At 71.5% G+C, this 22977-nt stretch carries 20 protein-coding genes; 7 read left to right on the top strand and 13 right to left on the bottom strand.

The features are described 5' to 3' along the window. Nucleotides 1-36 precede the first annotated feature (36 nt). Nucleotides 37-2100 carry a serine/threonine-protein kinase gene (locus A4E84_RS24645; RefSeq protein ID WP_062928632.1) on the bottom strand — a complete coding sequence of 688 codons (2064 nt, stop codon included), beginning with the start codon at nucleotides 2098-2100 and terminating at the stop codon, nucleotides 37-39. Between the two features lie 171 nt (nucleotides 2101-2271). Between A4E84_RS24645 and A4E84_RS24640 the strand changes: the two genes are divergently transcribed. Then, nucleotides 2272-3315 carry a serine hydrolase domain-containing protein gene (locus A4E84_RS24640; protein WP_062928631.1) on the top strand — a complete coding sequence of 348 codons (1044 nt, stop codon included), beginning with the start codon at nucleotides 2272-2274 and terminating at the stop codon, nucleotides 3313-3315. Nucleotides 3316-3452: 137 nt separating this feature from the next. On the opposite strand, the gene A4E84_RS24635 is transcribed toward A4E84_RS24640, so the two are convergent. Then, entirely contained in the window at nucleotides 3453-5159 is a 1707-nt protein-coding gene (locus tag A4E84_RS24635) for a glycerol-3-phosphate dehydrogenase/oxidase (RefSeq protein WP_079129100.1), read from the bottom strand. 269 nt (nucleotides 5160-5428) lie between these two features. On the opposite strand from A4E84_RS24635, the gene A4E84_RS24630 reads away from it, so the two are divergent. Further along, on the top strand, nucleotides 5429-6637 hold the full coding sequence (locus tag A4E84_RS24630; protein WP_062928629.1) for a nucleotide sugar dehydrogenase: 1209 nt from the start codon (nucleotides 5429-5431) through the stop codon (nucleotides 6635-6637). Nucleotides 6638-7287: 650 nt separating this feature from the next. Here A4E84_RS24630 and A4E84_RS24625 read toward each other — a convergent pair. The 4 genes from A4E84_RS24625 to A4E84_RS24610 form a co-directional block, all read right to left on the bottom strand. Further along, nucleotides 7288-8412 carry a GuaB3 family IMP dehydrogenase-related protein gene (locus A4E84_RS24625; RefSeq protein ID WP_062928628.1) on the bottom strand — a complete coding sequence of 375 codons (1125 nt, stop codon included), beginning with the start codon at nucleotides 8410-8412 and terminating at the stop codon, nucleotides 7288-7290. 103 nt (nucleotides 8413-8515) lie between these two features. Further along, a complete protein-coding gene (guaB, locus tag A4E84_RS24620) occupies nucleotides 8516-10021 on the bottom strand; it encodes an IMP dehydrogenase (protein ID WP_062928627.1) in 1506 nt (501 codons plus the stop codon). A gap of 153 nt (nucleotides 10022-10174) precedes the next feature. Next, entirely contained in the window at nucleotides 10175-10762 is a 588-nt protein-coding gene (locus tag A4E84_RS24615) for a sigma-70 family RNA polymerase sigma factor (protein ID WP_030854669.1), read from the bottom strand. Between the two features lie 484 nt (nucleotides 10763-11246). Beyond that, a complete protein-coding gene (locus tag A4E84_RS24610) occupies nucleotides 11247-11858 on the bottom strand; it encodes a response regulator transcription factor (RefSeq protein WP_003948568.1) in 612 nt (203 codons plus the stop codon). Nucleotides 11859-12238: 380 nt separating this feature from the next. On the opposite strand from A4E84_RS24610, the gene A4E84_RS24605 reads away from it, so the two are divergent. After that, nucleotides 12239-12568 (top strand): WhiB family transcriptional regulator, encoded by a 330-nt coding sequence (locus A4E84_RS24605; protein WP_062928626.1) that lies wholly within the window; start codon nucleotides 12239-12241, stop codon nucleotides 12566-12568. 64 nt (nucleotides 12569-12632) lie between these two features. Here the strand turns inward: A4E84_RS24605 and A4E84_RS24600 are convergent, their stop codons facing one another. After that, a complete protein-coding gene (locus A4E84_RS24600; RefSeq protein WP_033311558.1) occupies nucleotides 12633-13529 on the bottom strand; it encodes a LysR family transcriptional regulator in 897 nt (298 codons plus the stop codon). A gap of 80 nt (nucleotides 13530-13609) precedes the next feature. Here A4E84_RS24600 and A4E84_RS24595 point away from each other — a divergent pair, with 80 nt between their 5' ends. The 3 genes from A4E84_RS24595 (at nucleotide 13610) to A4E84_RS24585 (ending at nucleotide 15965) form a co-directional block, all read left to right on the top strand. Further along, on the top strand, nucleotides 13610-14278 hold the full coding sequence (locus tag A4E84_RS24595) for an MOSC domain-containing protein (RefSeq protein WP_062928625.1): 669 nt from the start codon (nucleotides 13610-13612) through the stop codon (nucleotides 14276-14278). Nucleotides 14279-14372: 94 nt separating this feature from the next. Continuing rightward, the gene (locus tag A4E84_RS24590; protein WP_062928624.1) at nucleotides 14373-15146 is read left to right on the top strand and encodes an SDR family NAD(P)-dependent oxidoreductase; all 774 of its coding nucleotides are present in this window, start codon (nucleotides 14373-14375) and stop codon (nucleotides 15144-15146) included. A 111-nt stretch (nucleotides 15147-15257) separates the two neighbouring features. After that, nucleotides 15258-15965 carry an ester cyclase gene (locus A4E84_RS24585; protein ID WP_062928623.1) on the top strand — a complete coding sequence of 236 codons (708 nt, stop codon included), beginning with the start codon at nucleotides 15258-15260 and terminating at the stop codon, nucleotides 15963-15965. A gap of 71 nt (nucleotides 15966-16036) precedes the next feature. Here A4E84_RS24585 and groL read toward each other — a convergent pair whose 3' ends face one another. The 4 genes from groL to A4E84_RS24565 all read right to left on the bottom strand — a co-directional run bounded on the left by groL (nucleotide 16037) and on the right by A4E84_RS24565 (nucleotide 19939). Continuing rightward, nucleotides 16037-17662, bottom strand: a complete 1626-nt coding sequence (gene groL, locus A4E84_RS24580; RefSeq protein ID WP_062928622.1) for a chaperonin GroEL — start codon at nucleotides 17660-17662, stop codon at nucleotides 16037-16039. Between the two features lie 116 nt (nucleotides 17663-17778). Beyond that, nucleotides 17779-18087 (bottom strand): co-chaperone GroES, encoded by a 309-nt coding sequence (groES, locus tag A4E84_RS24575; protein WP_003974211.1) that lies wholly within the window; start codon nucleotides 18085-18087, stop codon nucleotides 17779-17781. A 167-nt stretch (nucleotides 18088-18254) separates the two neighbouring features. Then, nucleotides 18255-19004, bottom strand: a complete 750-nt coding sequence (locus A4E84_RS24570) for a polysaccharide deacetylase family protein (protein ID WP_062928621.1) — start codon at nucleotides 19002-19004, stop codon at nucleotides 18255-18257. Continuing rightward, nucleotides 19001-19939 (bottom strand): polysaccharide deacetylase family protein, encoded by a 939-nt coding sequence (locus A4E84_RS24565; RefSeq protein WP_167455417.1) that lies wholly within the window; start codon nucleotides 19937-19939, stop codon nucleotides 19001-19003. Before A4E84_RS24565 ends, A4E84_RS24570 begins: the two co-directional genes overlap by 4 nt. A gap of 118 nt (nucleotides 19940-20057) precedes the next feature. Here A4E84_RS24565 and A4E84_RS24560 point away from each other — a divergent pair, with 118 nt between their 5' ends. Continuing rightward, nucleotides 20058-21221 carry a THUMP-like domain-containing protein gene (locus tag A4E84_RS24560; RefSeq protein WP_062928619.1) on the top strand — a complete coding sequence of 388 codons (1164 nt, stop codon included), beginning with the start codon at nucleotides 20058-20060 and terminating at the stop codon, nucleotides 21219-21221. A 3-nt stretch (nucleotides 21222-21224) separates the two neighbouring features. Here the strand turns inward: A4E84_RS24560 and A4E84_RS24555 are convergent, their stop codons facing one another. Both A4E84_RS24555 and A4E84_RS24550 read right to left on the bottom strand, forming a co-directional pair. Next, the gene (locus A4E84_RS24555) at nucleotides 21225-22517 is read right to left on the bottom strand and encodes an RNA polymerase sigma factor (protein WP_062928618.1); all 1293 of its coding nucleotides are present in this window, start codon (nucleotides 22515-22517) and stop codon (nucleotides 21225-21227) included. 47 nt (nucleotides 22518-22564) lie between these two features. After that, entirely contained in the window at nucleotides 22565-22921 is a 357-nt protein-coding gene (locus tag A4E84_RS24550) for a YciI family protein (protein WP_062928617.1), read from the bottom strand. Nucleotides 22922-22977 lie beyond the last annotated feature (56 nt).

Raw genomic sequence — 22977 nt, 5'->3', positions numbered from 1 at the left:
CCAGATCTCACTCCCCAAACCCGGGGCGCCTCATGCTCAGGACTTGGGTTCGAAGGTCTTCGTCAGCGTCCGCCAGGTCTCCTTGCGCGACGCGTCGCCCCAGCCGGCCGCCTTCGCCGTGTACATCAGCGCGTACCCCTGCCGGTCGTCGACCACGAAACCCCGGTCGATCGTCCGGTACTTGGTGCCGCCGTCCGTGTAGGTGAACTCCCAGTCGGCCGTGTTCCAGCCGCGGTAGTCCACCTTCTCTATGCGGATCTTGCTGTACTGCGCGCGCACCATGAAGCGTTCCTGGTTCTTCCAGTCCGCCACCGGGTCGCCCTTGGGCGTGGACGTCCAGGCGATGAGCAGCTTCTGCCCGTCGGGCCCGGTGAAGCGGTCGCCCGCCACGCCCGTGGACCGGTACTTCCACCCCTTCGGCAGGCCGATCGAGTACCCCTGGTCGCCCTGGTGAGTCGACTGCGCCGCGGTGCCCTTCCCATCGCCGGTGCCGCCCTCGCCCGAGGAACCGTTCGCCCCGCCGCTCGGCGTGCTGTCCGAGGCGGGCCCGGACGGGGCGGGCTGGGTCTCCCCGCTGTCCGTGCGAGTGCCGTCGGCGTCGTCGCCTTTGGTGTCACCGCTGCTCGACGCCGTCGCGACGGCCTTCCCACCGCCCTCGCCGGAGGCACCCTGCGCGTCCTTGCCGTCACCGCTGAGCACGATCGCGAGCACGGTGCCGATCACGGCCAGCACCACGACCAGCGCGATGATCATCAGGGTCCGCCGCGGCACCACGTCGGTGAGCGGCGCCCGGGGCACGGGCCGCGGCGGCAGGTCCGGCGGCGGCACGACGGGCCACCCCGAACTCCGTCCCCCGGACGCCGTCTTCGCCTCCGGCCCACTCCGCGCACCGGCAACGGCACCGGCCGCCGAGCCCGACTGCGTCCCGGCCCCATCCGCGGCCCCGCCCCGGCCCGCACCGCTGTCCGATTCCAGGGAGGCCGTGCCTGCCGCCGGGGAAGAACCCTTGGCGGCCCCGGACTCGCCCCCTGCTGTGCCACTGGCGGCCGATCCCGCGGCAGCCGTCCCCCCGGTGGCCCTGCGCACGGAACGCAGCGCCCCGCGCAACCGCTCCCCGGGCTCCTCGCCCCGCTTGCTCCCGGAGCCGGGCGAAGCGCCCTTGCCCGAGGACCGGTCCGGCTGCGCCGGCAGCGGCACGACCTTCGTCGCGTCCAACGGTTCCCGCTCGGCCGTCTCGGGCGCGCGCAGAATCGAGTTCAGCATCGCCCGGGCGCCCGCGTCGTCCAGCCGCTGTGCGGGGTCCTTCGTGAGCAGCCCGTGGATGACGTCCGTCAGCGGACCCGCGTTCTTCGGCTCCTCCAGCGGCTCGGTCATCACGGCCGTGAGGGTCGCTATGGCCGACCCCTTGTCGTACGGCGGCGCGCCCTCCACCGCCGCGTACAGCAGCCCGCCGAGCGACCACAGGTCGGCCGCCGGGCCCGGCTTGTGCCCGCGCGCCCGCTCCGGGGAGATGTAGGAGGGCGCGCCGACGAGCATGCCGGTCGAGGTGATGGACGGGTCGCCCTCGACCTGGGCGATGCCGAAGTCGGTGAGCACGACCCGGCCGTCCTCGGCGATCAGCACGTTCGACGGCTTCACGTCGCGGTGCAGGATGCCCTCGCGGTGGGCGGACCGCAGCACGTCGAGGACGGCGAGCCCGACCTCGGCGGCGCGCTTCGGTTCGAGGAGGCCGTCCTCCCGGATGACCTCGGCGAGCGACTTGCCCTCGACGAGCTCCATCACGATCCAGGGCCGGTCGTCCTCCTGGACGACGTCGAAGACCGTCACGGCGCTGTTGTTGCGGATCCGCGCGATCGCCTTGGCCTCGCGCAGCGTCCGCGTGATCAGCCGCCGCTTCTCCTCCTCGTCGATGTTCGACGGGAACCGCAGCTCCTTGACGGCGACCGTCCGCCCGAGGGTCTCGTCCTGGGCCCGCCACACCGTGCCCATGCCTCCCCGGCCGAGTACGTTGCCCAGCCGGTAACGCCCCGCGAGGAGACGCTCCCTGTTGTCCTGACGAGTGTCCTGACGAGATGTGCCCGCCCGCTCCGCCTCCGACATGCGTCCCCTCATACAACCCGCCCTGACAGAGCCTCCATTGTCTCTCACCCGACAAGTGCCCGGCGCCCAGGGGCCCCCTGGCGGGCACCCGCGGGCCCACCTCCCGGCAACCCGGGTGCGGCCCGCCCCGCGCGGCCTTGCAAGATGGGCCCTGATCAGGGAGGAGCCCGCATGCCGCCGTTTCGGACATTGCTGGCACTGCCGGTGGCCGCCGCCCTGTTCGGTCTGCCGCCGGCGGACTCCTCCGCCCTCTCGATGCCGCCCACCGACGCGGTCCTACCGCTGCTGGTGACCCAGGGCGGGGCCCCGGCCGCGGCCCTGCTGGCCCGGGAGGGCACCACGACCCGCTATGCCGGCACCGGGCCGGGAATCGCCCGGCCGGACCACTTCCGCGCCGGAAGCATCACGAAGACGTTCATCGCGACGGTCGTGCTGCAACTGGCCGCCGAGCACCGGCTGTCGCTGTCCGACACGGTGGAGCAGCACCTGCCGGGTCTGGTACGAGGAGCAGGCAACGACGGCCGCGCGCTGACCCTGCACTCCCTGCTCACCCACACCAGCGGACTGCACGACTTCACCACCGACACCCACGGAACCGCGCCCGTCACACCCCGTCAGGCACTGAACATCGCTCTCACCCACCCCCCGGCCGAACGCGGCCGCTTCGCCTACTCGAACACCAACTACGTCCTGCTGGGCATGGTCATCCAGCAGGTCACCGGCCACTCGTACGCCGCCGAAGCCGAGCGCCGCATCATCACCCCCCTGCGCCTGACGGGCACCTCCTTCCCCGGATCCCGCTCCTCGCTGCCCTCTCCGCACGGCCGCGCCTACGCCGCCGACGGAACCGACGTCACCGAACTCGACCCGCGGGTGGCCGGAGCCGCGGGCGAGTTGGTGACCACACTCGCCGACCTGGACCGCTTCTACGCGGCCTTGCTCGGCGGCCGGCTGCTGCCCCCGCACTGGCTGCGCGAGATGCTCGACACCCGTGCCGCACACGGCGCGTACGGCATGGGGCTGTTTCCCGAGAAACTGCCGTGCGGCACGACGGTGTGGGGGCACAACGGGCACATATCCGGCAGCTACGTGCGCACCGCAGCCACCGTCGACGGCCGGCGTGTCCTCACCTTCCGCGTGAACACGGACGCGATCGCAGATCCCGGTCTCGAACCGGCCTTGCTCACTGCCGAGTTCTGCCCCCGCACCTCGTAGAACGACCCGGTTCCGAACGGAGATCCCGACTCCCGACACTCGTTCGGGTGATGTCCGGAACGGCCTGACAGGACAACGACCCAGCAGGACCGCGGCCCGGCAGGACCGCGGCCCGGCAGGACCGCGGCCCGGCAGAATCACAACGGCACGATGTCCGGCGCCCCCAGCCGCGCCGCGTCCGCCGTCAGGTCGTCGGGCTGCCGCTGCGACTCCCGCTCGGCCTCCACCCGCTTCTGGTAGTGCTCGACCTCGCGCTCGATCTGGCCCTTGTCCCAGCCCAGCACGGGCGCCATCAGCTCGGCGGCGTCGCGTGCGCTGCGGGCGCCCCGGTCGAAGGTCTCGATCGAGACGCGCGTCCGCCGCGTCAGCACGTCGTCCAGGTGCCGCGCCCCCTCGTGGGAGGCCGCGTACACGATCTCGGCGCGCAGATAGTCATCGGCCGCGGCCAGGGGCTCGCCCAGCGACGGGTCCTCCGCGATGAGCGCGAGAAGCTCCTCGGTCAGCGTCCCGTAGCGGTTCAGCAGGTGCTCGACCCGCACCACGTGGAGTCCGGTCCGGGCGGCGATCCGCGCCCGCGCGTTCCACAGCGCCCGGTAGCCCTCGGCACCCAGCAGCGGCACGTCCTCGGTGACGCACTCGGCGACACGCATGTCGAGCCCGTGCACCGCCGCGTCCACCGCGTCCTTGGCCATGACCCGGTACGTCGTGTACTTGCCGCCCGCCACCACCACCAGCCCGGGCACCGGATGCGCCACGGTGTGCTCGCGCGACAGCTTGCTGGTGGCGTCCGACTCGCCGGCGAGCAGCGGCCGCAGGCCCGCGTACACGCCCTGGACGTCGTCCCTCGTGAGCGGCACCGAGAGCACCGAGTTCACGTGCTCCAGCAGGTAGTCGATGTCCGCACTGGACGCGGCGGGGTGGGCCTTGTCGAGGTCCCAGTCGGTGTCCGTGGTGCCGACGATCCAGTGCCGGCCCCAGGGGATGACGAACAGCACCGACTTCTCCGTGCGCAGGATCAGGCCGGTCGTGGAGTGGATCCGGTCGCGCGGCACGACCAGGTGGATGCCCTTGGACGCCCGGACGTGGAACTGACCGCGCTCCCCGACCATCGCCTGGGTGTCGTCCGTCCACACACCGGTCGCGTTGACCACCTGCTTGGCGCGGATCTCGTACTCGCCGCCCGCGTCGACGTCCTGCACCCGCGCGCCGACGACCCGCTCGCCCTCCCGGAGGAAGCCCGTCACCCGCGCGCGGTTGGCGGCGTTCGCGCCGTACGCCACCGCTGTGCGGACCAGGTTCGTCACGTACCGGGCGTCGTCCATCTGGGCGTCGTAGTACTGCAACGCCCCGACCAGGGCGTCCTTCTTCAAGCACGGGGCCACGCGCAGGGCGTGAGAGCGCGTCAGGTGGCGGTGCATCGGCAGGCCCCGGCCGTGCCCGCGCGCCATGGACATGGCGTCGTACATGGCGACGCCCGACCCGGCGTACAGCCGCTCCCAGCCCTTGTGCTGCAACGGGTACAGGAACGGCACGGGTTTCACCAGATGCGGGGCGAGCCGCTCCAGCAGCAGGCCGCGTTCCTTCAGGGCCTCGCGGACGAGGGCGAAGTCGAGCATCTCCAGATAGCGCAGGCCGCCGTGGATGAGTTTGCTGGACCGGCTGGAAGTGCCGGACGCCCAGTCACGCGCCTCGACGAGACCGGTGGACAAACCCCGGGTCACGGCGTCGAGCGCGGTGCCCGCGCCGACCACACCCGCACCCACGACCAGCACATCCAGCTCGCGCTCGGCCATGGATGCGAGTGACTCGGCGCGCTGCGCCGGTCCGAGTGTGGCTGTCCTCACGCTTGCCTCCCGCTGATCGGTCGCGCTGACCGCACCCGTCGAGTGCGGCCCCGTCCGTATCCCCCTGCCCAGATTCTGACCGGGTTGCCCGACTTCAGCCACCACGGGCCCGCAGCCTGTGGGCAACGCTCACGGAACACTCACCGAAACTCGGCCAGGCAATGCCGCATATCGGTCATATTTACTCCTAGTCTGACATTGCGCTCGCCCGTCTTGTCCACAGGGCTTGCACACCTGTCCCACTTCGGCTATCGGGAAGGACGGCCGCCATGCCCGCAGATCTCGCCGTCATCGGACTCGGCACGTACGGCCTGCCCCTGGCCCAGGCCGCCGTCGCCGCCGGCATCCCCACCATCGGCTACCGGACCGGACCCGAGGCGGGCTCCCTCAGCCCCGCCGAACTGCGCCGGATGCTCTCGGGGGGCTTCCGGCCGACCACCGACCCGGCCGAGCTCGGCCGGGTGCGCACGGCGGTCATCTGCGCGCCGATCCCACGAGGAGCGGACGGCGGGCTCGACCTGAGCCAGCTGGAAGCAGCCGCCCGTACCCTCGCCGCCCATCTGCGCCCCCACACCACGGTGATCCTGGAGTCACCCGTGTACCCGGGGACGACAGAGGAATTCCTGCGTCCGCTTCTCGAAGAGGGCTCCGGCCTGCGCGCCGGCCGTGACTTCCACCTCGCGTACTCCCCCAGCCGCGTCGACCCCGGCAACCGCGACGTCACGCCCGCCACCACCCCCAAGGTCATCGGCGGCCTCACCCCGGCCTGCACCGAGTCGGCCGCCGCGTTCCACTCACGGCTGACCGACAAGGTGGTACGCGCGCGTGGACCCCGCGAAGCGGAGACCGTGCAGCTGCTGGAGACCAACTACCGGCACGTGAACATCGCCCTCGTCAACGAGATGGCCGTCCTCTGCAACGACCTGGGCGTCGACCTCTGGGACGTCATCCGCTGCGCGGAGACCAAGCCCTTCGGCTTCCAGGCCTTCCGCCCGGGCCCCGGAGTGGGCGGCCACTCCGTCCCCCAGGACATGACCACCGGCGGCGGCCGCGGCCTGCGCATGGTGGAACTGGCCCAGGAGGTCAACAACCGCATGCCGGGCTACGTCGTCCAGCGCGCCGCCACACTTCTCAACGAACACGGCAAGTCGGCCCGGGGCGCCCGCGTGCTCCTGCTCGGCGTCACCTACAAGCCCGACCTCGCCGACCTCCAGGGCACCCCGGCCCGCGAGATCGCCCTGCGCCTGCGGGAACTGGGTGCGGCGGTCAGCTACCACGACCCGTACGTCCCGTCCTGGAGCGTCCACGACCATCCGGTCCCGCGCGCGGACTCCCTCTACGAGGCAGCCGCCGACGCGGACCTGACCATCCTGCTCCAGCAGCACCGCACGTACGACCTCCAGGGCCTGTCGGTGAAGGCCCAGCTCCTGCTCGACACACGGGGCGCGGCGCCCACGGGGGCGGCGCATCGGTTGTGAAGGGGGACGCGCGGGATACGCGGGCCCTGGGGACTGGTGGCACGCGGTACGCCGCGCGGGTACCTTACGGACACAGGCGGAGCCCACCGCAGCGGTCACTGCGGCAGGCTCCTGGATGGATCACGGAGTGTCCGCCCTACTTCTTCTGAGGGCGGCCGCTCACCATCCGAGAAACAAGGTGGAGCCCACCGCAGCGGTCACTGCGGCAGGCTCCTGGATGGATCACGGAGTGTCCGCCCCTAGTTCTCTTGGGGGCGGCCGCTCACCATCCGAAAATCCGCAAGATCCACCTCCTCCGGCACTGCACCGTCCGAAGACGGAGTCGGTCCCAGCGGGTGGGCTTGCGGTGACGTTCCATGGGCGCCCCCTTCCACGACGCCGCCCATTGACCCGGTAGACGGCACGTCGGATTTCGGGCCGGGCCCCCAGGGCCGGGGTCCGAACCGTGTCTTTGGAAGGGGGCTCCCGGAAGAACCTGGGCGCCGATCAAGGACACTAGCGTCTCGAAACCGCCCCCCAAGGGGTCGAACGGCCCGAAGGCACCCGTGCGCCCCCGACGGCAACACGCGCCCCGCCAGAGCCACTTGGGCACACAAAAAGGGCCCGGCCACTCCCCCGAGTGACCAGGCCCTACTCAGTGTCCGAAAGGACTACCGCCGGTGCTGCGAGTCCGCCACCGTCACCTCGACGCGCTGGAACTCCTTCAGCTCGCTGTAGCCGGTCATGGACATGGCGCGGCGCAGGGCGCCGAAGAGGTTCATCGAGCCGTCGGGGGTGTGGGACGGGCCCGTGAGGATCTCCTCCAGCGTGCCGACCGTGCCGAGGGCGACCTTCTTGCCGCGCGGCAGCTCCTCGTTCACGGCCTCCATGCCCCAGTGGTGGCCCTTGCCCGGGCCGTCGGTCGCACGGGCCAGCGGGGAGCCCATCATCACCGAGTCCGCGCCGCAGGCGATCGCCTTGGGCAGGTCGCCGGACCAGCCGACACCGCCGTCCGCGATCACGTGCACGTACCGGCCGCCCGACTCGTCCATGTAGTCACGGCGCGCGGCGGCCACGTCGGCGACCGCCGTCGCCATGGGGACCTGGATACCGAGCACGTTGCGCGTGGTGTGGGCGGCGCCGCCGCCGAAGCCGACGAGCACACCGGCCGCGCCGGTGCGCATCAGGTGCAGGGCCGCCGTGTACGTGGCGCAGCCGCCGACGATCACCGGAACGTCCAGCTCGTAGATGAACTGCTTGAGGTTGAGCGGCTCGTGCGCGCCGGAGACGTGCTCCGCCGAGACCGTCGTACCGCGGATGACGAAGATGTCCACGCCCGCGTCCACGACGGCCTTGGAGAACTGGGCGGTGCGCTGCGGGGAGAGCGCGGCGGCGGTGACGACGCCGGAGTCGCGCACCTCCTTGAGGCGCTGCCCGATCAGCTCCTCCTTGATGGGAGCCGCGTAGATCTCCTGCAGACGGCGGGTCGCGGTCTCCGCGTCGAGACCGGTGATCTCGTCGAGCAGCGGCTGCGGGTCCTCGTAGCGCGTCCACAGGCCTTCGAGATTCAGCACGCCGAGGCCGCCGAGCTCGCCGATGCGGATCGCGGTGGCCGGGGAGACGACCGAGTCCATGGGGGCGGCCAGGAAGGGCAGCTCGAAGCGGTAGGCGTCGATCTGCCAGGCGATCGAGACCTCCTTCGGGTCCCGCGTACGGCGGCTGGGGACGACGGCGATGTCGTCGAAGGCGTACGCCCGGCGGCCGCGCTTGCCGCGCCCGATCTCGATCTCAGTCACGTCTGTGGCCTTTCCCTGATGCGTTGCAGCGTCTTCCAGTATCGCCGACGGGCACGGCGAGGGCGGCCCCGGATGCTCCGGAGCCGCCCTGGGAGGCCGGCCGCTACTTGCTGCGGCTGTAGTTCGGCGCCTCGACGGTCATCTGGATGTCGTGCGGGTGGCTCTCCTTGAGGCCGGCCGACGTGATGCGGACGAAGCGGCCCTTGGTCTCCATCTCCTCGATGGAGGCGGCGCCCACGTAGCCCATCGTCTGGCGCAGACCGCCGACGAGCTGGTGCAGGACGTTGGCCAGCGGGCCGCGGTAGGGCACCTGGCCCTCGATGCCCTCGGGCACGAGCTTGTCGTCGGAGCCGACCTCGGCCTGGAAGTAGCGGTCCTTGGAGTACGACTTGGCCTGGCCTCGCGACTGCATCGCACCGAGCGAGCCCATGCCGCGGTACGACTTGAACTGCTTGCCGTTGATGAACTGCAGCTCGCCCGGGGACTCCTCACAGCCGGCGAGGAGGCTGCCCAGCATCACGGTGTCCGCGCCGGCGGCCAGGGCCTTGCCGATGTCGCCGGAGTACTGCAGGCCGCCGTCGCCGATCAGCGGGATGCCCGCCGGCCGGGCCGCGAGGGACGCCTCGTAGATGGCCGTGACCTGCGGGACACCGATACCGGCGACCACGCGGGTGGTGCAGATCGAGCCGGGGCCCACGCCCACCTTGATGCCGTCGACACCGGCGTCGATCAGCGCCTGGGCGCCGTCACGCGTGGCGACGTTGCCGCCGATCACGTCGACGCCGACGCTCGACTTGATCTTCGCCATCCAGCTGAGGGCGTTGCTGTTGTGGCCGTGCGAGGTGTCGACGACCAGGAAGTCCACACCGGCACCGGCGAGCGCCTGGGCGCGCTCCAGCGCCTCGGGGCTGGCGCCCACGGCCGCACCGACGAGCAGCCGGCCCTCGGAGTCCTTGGCCGCGTGGGGGTACTGCTCGGCCTTGACGAAGTCCTTGACCGTGATGAGGCCCTTGAGGACACCCGCGTCGTCGACCAGCGGAAGTTTCTCGATCTTGTGCCGGCGCAGCAGCTCCATGGCGTCGGCGCCGGAGATGCCGACCTTGCCGGTGACCAGGGGCATCGGCGTCATGACCTCGCGCACCTGACGCGTGCGGTCGGTCTCGAAGGCCATGTCGCGGTTGGTGACGATGCCGAGCAGCTTCTTGTTGCCGTCGGTGACCGGGACGCCGCTGATGCGGAACTTGGCGCACAGGGCGTCGGCCTCGGCCAGCGTCGCGTCGGGGTGCACCGTGATCGGGTCGGTGACCATGCCGGACTCGGAACGCTTCACCAGGTCGACCTGGTTGACCTGGTCCTCGATGGAGAGGTTGCGGTGCAGCACGCCGACGCCGCCCTGGCGAGCCATCGCGATCGCCATGCGGGACTCGGTCACCTTGTCCATCGCCGCGGAGAGCAGCGGGATGTTGACCCGGACGTTGCGGGAGATGCGGGACGAGGTGTCGACCGCGTTGGGGAGCACTTCGGATGCACCCGGCAGCAGCAGCACGTCGTCGTAGGTCAGCCCGAGTGTCGCGAATTTACCGGGCACTCCGTCGACGTTGGCAGTCATGACACCTTCCCCAAATGGCCTTGATCGGTGCGGATGTCCATGCTAACGGGAAGCGGGGCTGTCTCATTCCACGGTTCCGCCTGGCTCCGGGCTTCGTATGTTCGTACGGAAGCGGTGCACCGCCTGTTCAACTGAGGGGTTCTTCAAGCGGGGCTACTGCTCGGCCAGCGCCCGCAGCCGGCTCAGCGCCCTGTGCTGCGCCACCCGGACCGCCCCGGGTGACATTCCCAACATCTGGCCGGTCTCCTCGGCCGTCAGCCCCACCGCGATCCGCAGCAGCAGCAGCTCCCGCTGGTTCTCGGGGAGGTTGGCCAGGAGTTTCTTGGCCCATTCCGCGTCGCTGCTGAGCAGGGCGCGCTCCTCCGGGCCGAGGGAGTCGTCCGGGCGCTCGGGCATCTCGTCGGAGGGGACGGCCGTCGAGCCGGGGTGACGCATCGCCGCGCGCTGGAGGTCGGCGACCTTGTGCGCGGCGATGGCGAAGACGAACGCCTCGAAGGGGCGGCCGGTGTCCCGGTAGCGGGGCAGTGCGAGCAGCACCGCCACGCAGACCTCCTGCGCGAGGTCCTCCACGAAGTGCCGCGCGTCACCCGGGAGACGGGACAGACGGGTGCGGCAGTAGCGCAGGGCCAGGGGGTGGACATGGGCGAGCAGGTCGTGCGTCGCCTGCTCGTCCCCGTCGACGGCGCGGTGGACGAGCGCACCGATCGCGCCCTGGGCAGGGGCCGCCTCGTCGTCGCGCATCGGTCCATGGTGCCTTGCGGCCGCGGACTCCGCGGCACCGCTCCCGTTGTTGTGCACCGAAGCGTTATGAGCAGGTGCGCCGGCACTCATCCCCTGCGCCCTCCCCTTCCGCTCGACCGACTCGTCCCCGAGGAACTCCACACCCTCAAGGATGCGGCATCCGCGGCGAAACAAGCAGCGGGCGTCCGGTGAACCCCCGGTCCACCCGCGCCCACCTGGCTTTCCGTGCCCTCACCAGGACCGCTTGGGCCTGCCGTTCGAATCATTCCGGGGAGGTGGGTCCTCGCCTGCGCCCTCCCGGGCTCTCGACCTCGCCCGGGCCGGGGCAGATCCCTGACGGCGCTGTCGCCCGCCGCCGGCTTCGGTCCACGCGGGTGCGGCTCACGCGGGGGCATCAGGGTGCCCCCGCCCTCCGGTCCCGGCCGGAGGCCGCGCGTCGAAACCGGCCCGGTCCGAAGGTCGGGCGTGATCCGAACGACAGGCCCTAGCGCACCAGACCCCACCGGAAACCGAGCGCCACGGCGTGGGCCCGGTCCGAGGCGCCGAGCTTCTTGAACAGGCGCCGGGCATGCGTCTTGACCGTGTCCTCGGAGAGGAACAGCTCGCGGCCGATCTCGGCGTTCGAGCGGCCGTGGCTCATGCCTTCGAGGACCTGGATCTCACGCGCCGTGAGCGTGGGTGCCGCGCCCATCTCGGCCGAGCGCAGCCGGCGCGGGGCGAGCCGCCAGGTCGGGTCGGCCAGGGCCTGGGTCACCGTCGCGCGCAGTTCCGCGCGGGAGGCGTCCTTGTGCAGATAGCCGCGGGCACCGGCGGCGACCGCGAGGGCCACGCCGTCCAGGTCCTCGGCGACGGTGAGCATGATGATGCGCGCACCGGGGTCGGCGGACAGCAGCCGCCGGACCGTCTCGACGCCGCCCAGTCCGGGCATGCGTACGTCCATCAGAATCAGGTCCGAGCGGTCGGCCCCCCAGCGGCGAAGGACTTCCTCGCCGTTGGCCGCCGTCGTCACGCGCTCTACGCCGGGCACGGTCGCCACCGCACGACGGAGCGCCTCTCGGGCAAGCGGGGAGTCGTCGCAGACGAGGACGGATGTCATGACCGCCCTCCGCAGCTGATGCACGTCACCTTGAGCCTCCAGGCTGGTACGAAATCGTCACCTGTGCGGTCGACCGCCTCGGACACCCGTCCGAGCGCTTGTTCCTTCAACCGCCTCGCACTCTCAACGACGGTCACTCGAAAGAGTTACGGGGCCGGCTGCCGTCTTCGGCACTCTACGTGAGGGGGCGGACACGGTGCAGATATGCACAGCACACCCTCGAACTTTCATCACAACCTATGCCCCATTCAGACCCATTTCTTCCGCTTTGCCAGTGTCTGGAGCTAGATTCGCAATGAGTCATATTTTCATCTCCTTAGATCGTAGTTGTACGGTCGTAGGCACCGGATCCGCCCAGAACGGCTACAAGGGGTCACGTAATGGCAGATTTCTCCCGCCTTCCCGGACCGAACGCGGACCTGTGGGACTGGCAGCTGCTGGCTGCCTGTCGCGGCGTGGACAGCTCGCTCTTCTTCCATCCGGAGGGTGAGCGCGGTGCGGCGAGGAGCGCTCGTGAGAACTCGGCCAAAGAGGTCTGCATGAGGTGCCCGGTACGCGCCGAGTGCGCCGCCCACGCCCTGGCGGTGCGTGAGCCGTACGGCGTGTGGGGCGGGCTGACCGAGGACGAGCGCGAAGAGCTGATGGGGCGGGCGCGCAACCGGCTGGTGTCGGCGTCGACATCGGGCGGGCACACCGCCTCGAACAACTGAAGGAACGTTTCTGCGAACGGGCACGCGCACGCGTGCCGTTGGTTTTTGGGACGCAGGGGCCGCGTCAGCGGCGAGCGGCCCGGGCCAGCTGGTCGAGCGTCGCCGCCACGGCCGGGACCTGTGCGAGGTCGGGCAGGGTGAGCGCGACGATCTCCCGGCGCACCGCCGGTTCGAGGCGAACGGTGCGCACACCCCGGGGCCGTACCGACTCGACGGCCAGCTGGGGCAGCACGGCCACGCCCAGACCGGCGCCGACGAGGCCGACGACGGCCGGGTAGTCGTCGGTCGCGAAGTCGATGCGCGGGGTGAAGCCGGCCGCCGCGCACACCTCGACCAGTTGTCCGCGGCAGCGCGGGCAGCCCGCGATCCACGGCTCCTCGGTGAGCTCGCCGATGGCGACGGACTCCGCGCCCGCGAGCCGGTGCCGCTCCGGCACGAGTGCGACGAGCCGGTCCGACAGCAGCGGCCGTACGACGAGGTCGTCCCACTCCTCGGCGCCCGCCGCCCCCTCGTAGCGGAACGCGAGCGCCACGTCGCAGTCGCCCTCGCGCAGCAGTCCGACGGAGGCGGGCGGCTCGGCCTCCTCCAGGGAGACGCGGGTGCCCGGGTGCGCCTCGCGCAGCGCGGCGAGGGCCGTGGGGACGAGGGTGGAGCTGCCGCTGGGGAAGGAGACGAGCCGGACCCGGCCCGCGCGCAGCCCGGCGATGGCGGCGACCTCCTCCTCGGCGGCCGTGAGCCCGGCGAGGATGCCGGCGGCGTGCCGTACCAGCGCCTCGCCGGCCTGCGTCAGGCGCATCTCCCGTCCGGTGCGGATCAGCAGAGGCGTGCCGACGGAGGTTTCCAGGGCCTTCATCTGCTGGCTGACGGCGGGCTGGGTGCAGCCCAGCTCACGGCCGGCGGCGGAGAAGGAGCCGGTGGTCGCGACGGCGCGCAGGACGCGGAGATGACGGGCTTCGATCACCCTTCGAGGATAAGTCACCCTTTGATGCCGCTGTCGATAATGCGTCGACGCTTTGGGGGCCGGTCGCCTACCGTGCGGGCATGAGGCTTCTGTCAGTGAATCTGGGCCGCGCCGAGGCCGTGCCGTACACCGACAACGCGGAGGGCGTGACCGGGATCGACAAACGGCCTGCCGACGGGCCGGTGCGGGTGTCGGCGCCCGGGCCCAAGGGCGTCGGCGGGAGCGGGCTGGCCGGGGACGCGGTGTGCAAGCGGGAGCACCACGGCGGCGACGACCAGGCGGTGTACGCCATGGCCCGTGAGGACCTGGACGAGTGGGAGCGCGAGCTGGGCCGGACGCTGGCCGACGGCGCGTTCGGCGAGAACCTCACGACCCGCGGCCTGGACGTGTCCGGTGCGCTGATCGGCGAGCGCTGGCGGGTCGGGCCCGAGGTGGTGCTGGAGGTCACCTCCGGGCGGATCCCGTGCCGTACGTTCCAGGGCCACATGGGCGAGAAGGGCTGGGTCAAGCGGTTCACGCAGCGGGGTGCGCCGGGGGCGTATCTGCGGGTGATCGTGCCCGGGGAGGTCCGCGCGGGCGATGCGGTCGAGATCGTGCACCGGCCGGGCCACGACGTGACGGTGGCCCTGCAGTTCCGGGCGGTGACGACCGAGCGGACGCTGCTGCCGCGGCTGCGGGCCGCGGGCGAGGCCCTGCACCCGGAGGTGCTGAGGATGGCGCGGGAGTACGAGGAGAAGTACGGGGCCTGATGGCCGCTCACCACGCCTGTCTCCACGGACCCTTCACCACGGACGGCCCCACGGGGAAGCGGATGCACTCGGTCCAGGTCACTAACCTTCTGCCATGACAACGGCTCTGATTACGGGATCGACGGCAGGCATCGGGGCCGCGTTCGCGCGGCGACTGGCGGCGGACGGGCACAACCTGGTGCTGGTGGCCCGCGACACAAAGCGGCTTCGGGAGCAGGCGACCGAGCTGCACGACCGGCACGGCATCGAGGCGGAGGTGCTGACGGCCGACCTGGCCGAGGACAAGGGGATCGAGGCGGTGGCCGGGCGCCTCGGCGACCGCAAGAACCCCGTCGACCTGCTGATCAACAACGCCGGGTTCGGCAACAAGGGCCGCTATCTCGACGTCTCCATGTCCGACGAGCTGCGGATGCTCAAGGTGCACTGCGAGGCCGTGCTGCGGCTGACGTCGGCGGCGACCGAGGCCATGCGTGAGCGCGGCCGGGGCGGCGTGGTCAACGTCGCGTCGGTGGCCGCCTTCGTGCCCCGCGGCACCTACGGCGCGTCCAAGGCCTGGGTCGTGCAGTTCACGCAGGGTGCGGCACGCGACCTGGCCGGCAGCGGCGTACGGCTGATGGCGCTCTGCCCGGGCTTCGTGCGCACCGAGTTCCACGACCGGGCGGGGATGGGCACCGACAACATCCCGGGCTGGATGTGGCTCGACGCGGACAAGCTGGTGGCGGCGGCGCTGCACGATCTGGCGCGTGGCAAGACGCTGTCCGTTCCGGACCCGCGCTACAAGGCGCTGATGGGGGCGGCGAAGCTGGTGCCGCGGGGGGTGCTCGGGGCCGTCTCCTCCAAGACGGGCCGGAAGTACGGGCCGCAGTAGGCGCGCGTCGGCCGGCTCCTCTTCTTCCGCCGTGAGCCGGGAGGCACCCGGGCATTCCCCTTGGGACAATGAAGCTGTTCAGCCGGACCCAGGGGGGCCGGAGGCGAGGCCATGACCTTCGTACAGCTCATCGAATGCAGGACCAGCCGGCTCGACGAGATGAACCGGCTGATGGACCGGTGGGTCGAGCAGACCAAAGGCAAGCGGACCGCGTCGCACAGTGTGGTGGCGAAGGACCGGGCCGACGCGTCGCACATCGTGGAGATCGTGGAGTTCCCGTCGTACGAGGAGGCGATGCGCAACTCCGGGCTGCCGGAGACCGACCGGATCTTCCAGGACATGGTGGCGCTCTGCGAGGAGACGCCGACCTTCACCGACCTGGACGTGGTGCGGGACGAGCAGCTGTACGCGGCCACCGCGCGCAGGTTCTTCGAGCTCGCGCCGGGTCAGGGGGCCGCGCCGCCGTTCAACGACGTGTTCATCGAGGACTACCACGACCACGATCCCGCCAATGTGCAGGACGTCATCGGGCTGGACGCGGTCCGGCGCGAGGTGGAGGTGTGGCGGGGCGGGTTCGACTTCTCGTTCACCATCGAAGACCAGATGGCGCAGGGCGACCGGGTGTGCACCCGGTGGACCTTCCACGGGCGTCACACGGGCGAGTTCCTCGGGATTGCGCCGACCGGGCAGGAGGTCACCATGACGGGGACGACCGTGCACCGCTGCACACCGGACGGGAAGATCGCCGAGGGCTGGTGGCAGTACGACCGGCTGGGGCTGATGCAGCAGCTCGGGGTGCTCGACCCGCTGGAGCTGTGACCGGCAGGCCTACGGCAGAGGCCCCCGTTCCGCCTGGGCGGAACGGGGGCCTCTGCTACGAGGTCGGTGCCTCAGTGGGAGTGGCCGTGGCCGTGGCCCGCGGCGGCCGGCTCCTCCTCTTCCTTCTTCTCGACGACCAGGGTCTCGGTCGTGAGGAGGAGGGAGGCGATGGAGGCGGCGTTCTCCAGGGCGGAGCGGGTGACCTTGACCGGGTCGATGACGCCGGCCTTGACCAGGTCGCCGTACTCGCCGGTGGCGGCGTTGAAGCCCTGGCCCTTGTCGAGCTCGGCGACCTTGGAGGTGATGACGTAGCCCTCCAGGCCGGCGTTCTCGGCGATCCAGCGCAGCGGCTCGACGGCGGCCTTGCGGACGACCGCGACACCCGTGGCCTCGTCGCCGGTCTTGCCGAGGTTGCCCTCCAGGACCTTGACGGCGTGGACCAGCGCGGAGCCACCACCGGAGACGATGCCCTCCTCGACCGCGGCGCGGGTCGCGGAGATGGCGTCCTCCAGACGGTGCTTGCGCTCCTTGAGCTCGACCTCGGTGGCGGCACCCACGCGGATGACGCACACGCCGCCGGCCAGCTTCGCGAGGCGCTCCTGGAGCTTCTCGCGGTCCCAGTCGGAGTCGGTGGACTCGATCTCGGCCTTGATCTGGGCGACGCGGCCCTGCACGTCGTCCTTGTTGCCGGCGCCGTCGACGACCGTGGTGTCGTCCTTGGTGACGGTGACGCGGCGGGCGGAGCCGAGCACGTCCAGGCCGACCTGGTCGAGCTTGAGGCCGACCTCCTCGGAGACGACCGTGGCGCCGGTGAGGATCGCCAGGTCCTGCAGCATCGCCTTGCGGCGGTCGCCGAAGCCGGGGGCCTTCACGGCGACGGCGTTGAAGGTGCCGCGGATCTTGTTCACGACGAGGGTGGAGAGGGCCTCGCCCTCGACGTCCTCGGCGATGATCAGCAGCGGCTTGGAGGCGTTGGACTGGATGACCTTCTCCAGCAGCGGCAGGAGGTCCGCGATGGCGGAGATCTTGCCCTGCGTGATGAGGATGTACGGGTCGTCCAGGACGGCTTCCATGCGCTCCTGGTCCGTCACGAAGTACGGCGACAGGTAGCCCTTGTCGAAGGCCATGCCCTCGGTGAAGTCCAGCTCCAGACCGAAGGTGTTGGACTCCTCGACGGTGATGACACCGTCCTTGCCGACCTTGTCCATCGCCTCGGCGATGAGCTCGCCGACCTGGGAGTCCTGGGCGGACAGACCGGCGACGGCGGCGATGTCGGACTTCTCGTCGATCGGACGGGCGGTCGCGAGGAGCTCCTCGGAGACCGCGGCGACGGCGGCGTCGATGCCCTTCTTCAGGGCGGCCGGGGAGGCACCGGCGGCGACGTTCTTCAGGCCCTCGCGCACGAGCGCCTGGGCGAGCACGGTCGCGGTGGTCGTACCGTCACCCGCGATGTCGTTGGTCTTGGTCGCCACCTCCTTGACCAGCTGGGCACCGAGGTTCTCGTACGGGTCCTCGACCTCGACCTCACGGGCGATGGTCACACCGTCGTTGGTGATGGTGGGAGCGCCGAACTTCTTGTCGATGACGACGTTGCGGCCCTTGGGGCCGATCGTCACCTTGACCGTGTCGGCAAGCTTGTTGACGCCGCGCTCGAGGGCGCGACGGGCGTCCTCGTCGAACTTCAGGATCTTCGCCATGGGAGCGTGAGCCCTCTTCCGGAATCTGGGGTGAACGGCACTGCGCCCCGGGCGCCCGGCTCATTGACGATCGCGGGGGCCAGGGGCGCAGTTCAAAGCAAGGTGCTTGGGGTGAATTACTTCTCGACGATCGCGAGCACGTCGCGGGCCGAGAGGACGAGGTACTCCTCGCCGTTGTACTTCACCTCGGTGCCGCCGTACTTGCTGTAGAGCACGACGTCGCCGACGGAGACGTCGAGCGGAAGACGGTTGCCGTCCTCGAACCGGCCCGGGCCCACGGCCAGGACGACGCCCTCCTGGGGCTTCTCCTTGGCGGTGTCCGGGATGACCAGGCCAGAGGCGGTGGTCTGCTCGGCGTCGAGCGGCTGGACCACGATGCGGTCCTCGAGCGGCTTGATGGCAACCTTGGAGCTGGTGGTCGTCACGATCCGACCTCCCCCTTCGGAGATCACGGGGTTGACTGTCTGAGGTGGCGACCAGGTGGATCCGTCGTCGCGGGTGCCGGACCTGCCCGTCGCTGTGTTGGCACTCTCCTAGGGGGAGTGCCAGAGCCGAGACTATGACTGCGATTAGCACTCGGTCAAGCGGACTGCTAATTGCCCGCGGCGCGTCGGCCGGGCGTTCTCTCCAGGTGGTCCTCCAGCCGCCCCACCCGCAGCCCCCGTTCCCCGATCTCCCGCAGCAGGCGCTCGGTCCGTTCCGTGAGGGTCAGGGACCCGGTCTCGCCGGACGGCACCGAGACGATGTCTCCGGCGCGCAGGGCGGGCTCGCCCCGGGTGTAGGTCAGTTCGCCGCCGGCGCCCAGGGACGCGCGCCACAGGACGACCGCCGTGATGCCGCAGTCGGCGGCGGCGCGCAGGGTCGTCGTGTCGTAAGTGCCGTAGGGCGGGCGGAAGAGGCGGGGGCTGATGCCGAAGCGGGAGCGGAGCTTGTGCTGCTGGCCGCAGATCTCGGCGCGCTGCCCGGCGTAGGGCAGGCCGCGCAGGGCGGGGTGGTCCAGGGTGTGGTTCTGGATGGAGGCGCCGACCGCGCGCAGCCGGGCGAAGTGGCCGTAGCCGGGTCCCACGACGCTGTCGGTCAGGAACATGGTGACCGGGAGCCGCCGTTCGCGGACGAGGCCGACGAAGCGGGGGTCGCGTTCGGCGCCGTCGTCGTAGGTGAGGAAGACGACCGGGTCGCGGGTGGGGACGTGGTCCACGACAGGGGGCAGGCTGCTGCTGTCACCCGCCGCGCGTGCCGGGTCCTGCGCGCGGCCGTCGACGGGGCCCGGCCGCTCCCCCGCTGCCCCGGCGCAGCCGGCCAGCAGGGCCGCGCACAGTACGGCGGCGGCCGGCCGCCTCACAGGTAGTCCTCCAGCCGCCCCACCGCGTACCCCTGAGCCGTGACCTTGTCCAGGAAGCGGCGGATCATGTCGGCCATCGTGCCCTTCCACTGGTCAGGGCCCCGGAAGTGCGTGAGGACGATGTCCCCCGGGCGCAGCTTGCGGTCCCCTTCGCGGTACTCCCAGTGGTCGGCGAAGACCTCCTGGTTCCACAGGGGCACGTACGCGATGCCGCAGGCCTTGGCGGCGCGCAGGGTCGCCCGGTCGTAGCTGCCGAAGGGCGGACGGAAGAGGTCGGGACGTGTGCCGAACCGCTTCTCCAGGTAGCGCTGCATGCCGCAGATCTCGCGCTTCTGCGCCCGGTACGACAGGCCCCGCAGATTGGGGTGGTGGAGGGTGTGGTTGTTCAGGACCACGCCCCTGGACTGCATCTTGCGGAAGTAGCGGGTGTCGTCCTTGACCAGGTAGCCGCTGAGGAAGGCGGTGTACGGGACGCCCAGGTCGCTCATCATCCGCAGGAACGCCCGGTCCTTCTCGGCGCCGTCGTCGATGGTGAGGAAGACGACCTTGTCCCGGGTGGGCACCGTGGTGAAGACGGGTGGGAGGTTCGACCTGTGGTGGCCGTTCACCTCGAAGCCCTTGCGGGTCCTGATCCTCGGCTTCTCCGCCGGGGGCGGCGGGGCGGCGAGGGGGACCCTGCGCAGGTCCCAGCGGTGCGCGGCGGCGACCCGGGCGGCGTGCGCGGCGCGCAGCTTGCCGGCGTACGAGTCGAGCGCGCGGGCCGGGGGTGCGTCGAGGGGCTGCTGGCCGCCGGCCGGGGTGACCTGGTCGCCGCCTCCTTCCTGTGCGCACCCGGAGGCGATGGCGGCGAGCACGAGCACGGCGAGGCCGATCCGTACGCGTGCGGGCGCACGCCCCCCTGCCCGACTTTTGTCATTTTGTACGACTGCTCGCATGGTGCCGGATCCTCGCAGCCCCTCCCGCCGATCCCGGTCCGACACCGCGGCCGGTACCCCGGCATCCACCGACTGGCCCACACGTCTTTCGCCCGCCGCCGTGGCCGACAATGATCCGGTGAACGACCTCGCCCCCCTCCTCACCCCCGAAGGCCGCGCCCTCCTCGACGAGGTGCGGGACACCGACCCGGCGCAGGAGCTGGCCGTCGCGACCCGGCTGCGCCGCGAGCACCCCGCCGAGCTGGTGTCGGCGGCGCTCGGGCAGGCGCGGCTGCGGCAGCGGGCGGTGGTGAAGTTCGGGGCCGAGGACGCCGGCCGGATGTTCTTCACGCCGAACGGGGTCGAGCAGTCGACCCGGGCGAGCGTGGCGGCCTACCGGGCCCGGCGCATGGCGGACCTGGGCATCACCTCGGTCGCCGACCTGTGCTGCGGTATCGGCGGGGACGCGATCGCGCTGGCCCGCGCCGGGATCCGGGTGCTGGCCGTGGACCGGGACCCGCAGACCGCCGCTGCGGCCCGGGCCAACGCCGACGCGCTGGGCCTGTCCGGCCTCGTCGACGTCCGCGAGGCGGACGTCACGGACGTGGACACGGCCGGTTTCGACGCCGTGTTCGTCGACCCCGCCCGGCGCGGCGGCCGCGGCCGGATCTTCGACCCCGAGGCCTACTCACCGCCCCTGTCCTGGGCGGTGTCCGCCGCCCGCCGCGCCCCTCGGGCCGCCGCGCTGAAGATCGCCCCCGGCATCCCGCACGAGGCGGTCCCCGAGGACGCCGAGGCCGAGTGGATCTCCGACGGCGGGGACGTCAAGGAGGCGGTGCTGTGGTTCGGCACCGAACCCGGGGCGGTCCGGGCGACCCTCCTGCCGGGCCCCCGCACCCTGCTCTCCCGCGGCCTGCCCGACCCCGCGGTCCGCCCGCCCGGCCGCTACCTCTACGAGCCCGACGGCGCCGTCATCCGAGCCCACCTGGTCGCGGAGGTGGCCGACCGGGTCGACGGCGGGCTGCTCGACGCGACCATCGCGTACGTCACGGCCGACGCCCTGCACCCGACCCCGTACGCCACGGCCTACGAGATCACCGACCATCTGCCCTTCAACGTCAAGAAGCTGAAGGCGCTGCTGCGGGAGCGGCGGGTCGGCACGCTGACCGTGAAGAAGCGGGGCTCGGCGGTCGAGCCGGAGGAGCTGCGCAGGAAGGTCAAGCCACAGGGCCCGCACGCGGCCACGGTGTTCCTGACCCGGGTCGCGGGGGCACCGGCGATGCTCATCGGGCGCCCGGCCTGACCGTCACGGCTGTTCCGCCGCCCGGCGCAGCAGAAGCTCCCGCTCCCGTTCGTTCCGGGTCAGGGACGCCGCCCGCTCGAACTCGGCCCGGGCCTCCGGCGCACGGCCGAGGCGGGCGAGCAGGTCGCCGCGGACGCTGGGCAGCAGGTGGTAGTCCCGCAGGGCGGGGTCGCCGGCCAGGGCGTCGACTAGGGCGAGGGCCTCGGCCGGGCCCTTGGCCATCGAGACGGCCACCGCCCGGTTCAGCTCCACGACCGGGGACGGGGAGCGGGCGGCCAGGAGGCCGTAGAGGGTGGCGATGCGGGACCAGTCGGTCTCCTCGTAGCTGTACGCGTGCGCATGGCAGGCGGCGATGGCCGCCTGGAGGAGGTACGGGCCCGGGGCACCGCCGGAGGTGGCCTCGGCCCGGCCCAGTGCGGCGAAGCCGCGGGCGATGAGCATGCGGTTCCAGCGGGAGCGGTTCTGGTCCCTCAGCAGGACCGGCTCGCCGGAGGGGCCGGTGCGGGCCGCCGTACGGGACGCCTGGAGCTCCAGGAGCGCGGTGAGGCCGTGCACTTCGGGTTCCTTCGGCATGAGGGCCGTGAGCACCCGGGCCAGGCGCAGGGCGTCCTCGCACAGGGACGGGCGGAGCCAGTCGTCTCCGGCCGTGGCGGCGTAGCCCTCGTTGAAGATCAGGTAGATGACGTCGAGGACCGAGCCGAGGCGGGCCTCGCGGTCGGGGCCGTACGGCATCTCGAAGGCGACGTTCTTCGTCGCCAGGGTGCGTTTGGCGCGGACGATGCGCTGCGCCACCGTCGGCTCCGGGACGAGGAAGGCGCGGGCGATCTCGGCCGTGGTGAGGCCGCCGAGCAGGCGCAGGGTCAGGGCGGTACGTGCCTCGGTGGACAGGACCGGGTGGCAGGCGGTGAAGACCAGGCGGAGCAGGTCGTCGTCGATGTCGTCGGGGTCGGCGGGCTCCTCCGGCGGGGCCGCCGCTTCGGGCAGGGTCCGGCCGATCTCCGCCAGCTTGCGGGCGTAGTTCTCCCGGCGCCGGACCAGGTCGACGGCGCGGTGGCGGGCGGTGGTCATCAGCCAGGCGCCCGGATTGTCGGGCACCCCGTCCCGCGGCCACTGCTCCAGCGCCGCGACCAGCGCGTCCTGCGCGAGTTCCTCCGCGATCCCGACGTCCCGGACGACTCGGGTGACCCCGGCGATGATCCGGGGCGACTCCATACGGAAGACGGTCTCGATGGCCCCGGCGGTACGGTCGGGCCGGGATGGGGTGGGCTGCGAGGCCGGGGTGGGCTGCGAGGTCACAGCCCACCATCAGACACCCGTCGGGCCGCCCGGCCAAGCGGGTCCGGTCAGTCCTCGGTGATCTGCCGGACCTCCGCGGTGATCGTCCAGTAGTCCTCGTGCAGGGAGAGGAACCGCTTGGCCCATTCGATGGCCTCGGCCTTGTCCTTGCACTGGCTGATCGAGTAGCCGCCGATGACCTCCTTGGACTCGGTGAACGGCCCGTCGGTGACGGAGAGCTGCCCGCCCTCCCAGGTCACCCGGCTGCCGTCCGAGGTCGGCGTGAGCCCGGCCGTGTCGAGCATGACCCCGGCCTTGGTGATCTCCTCCAGCAGCTTGCCCATCCGCTCCATGAGCTCGGGGCTCGGGCCCTCGGCGGGGGCGTTCTTCTCGTCGATGCGGATCAGGGTGAGAAAGCGCGGCACGGTGACTCCTCGAGGTCTTCGAAAAGCGGGGCTCTTCCCCGCTCTCACCCCTGCGT

Source organism: Streptomyces qaidamensis (genome assembly GCF_001611795.1).
Lineage (GTDB): Bacteria > Actinomycetota > Actinomycetes > Streptomycetales > Streptomycetaceae > Streptomyces > Streptomyces qaidamensis.
This window is presented reverse-complemented; position numbering and strand designations above follow the sequence as displayed.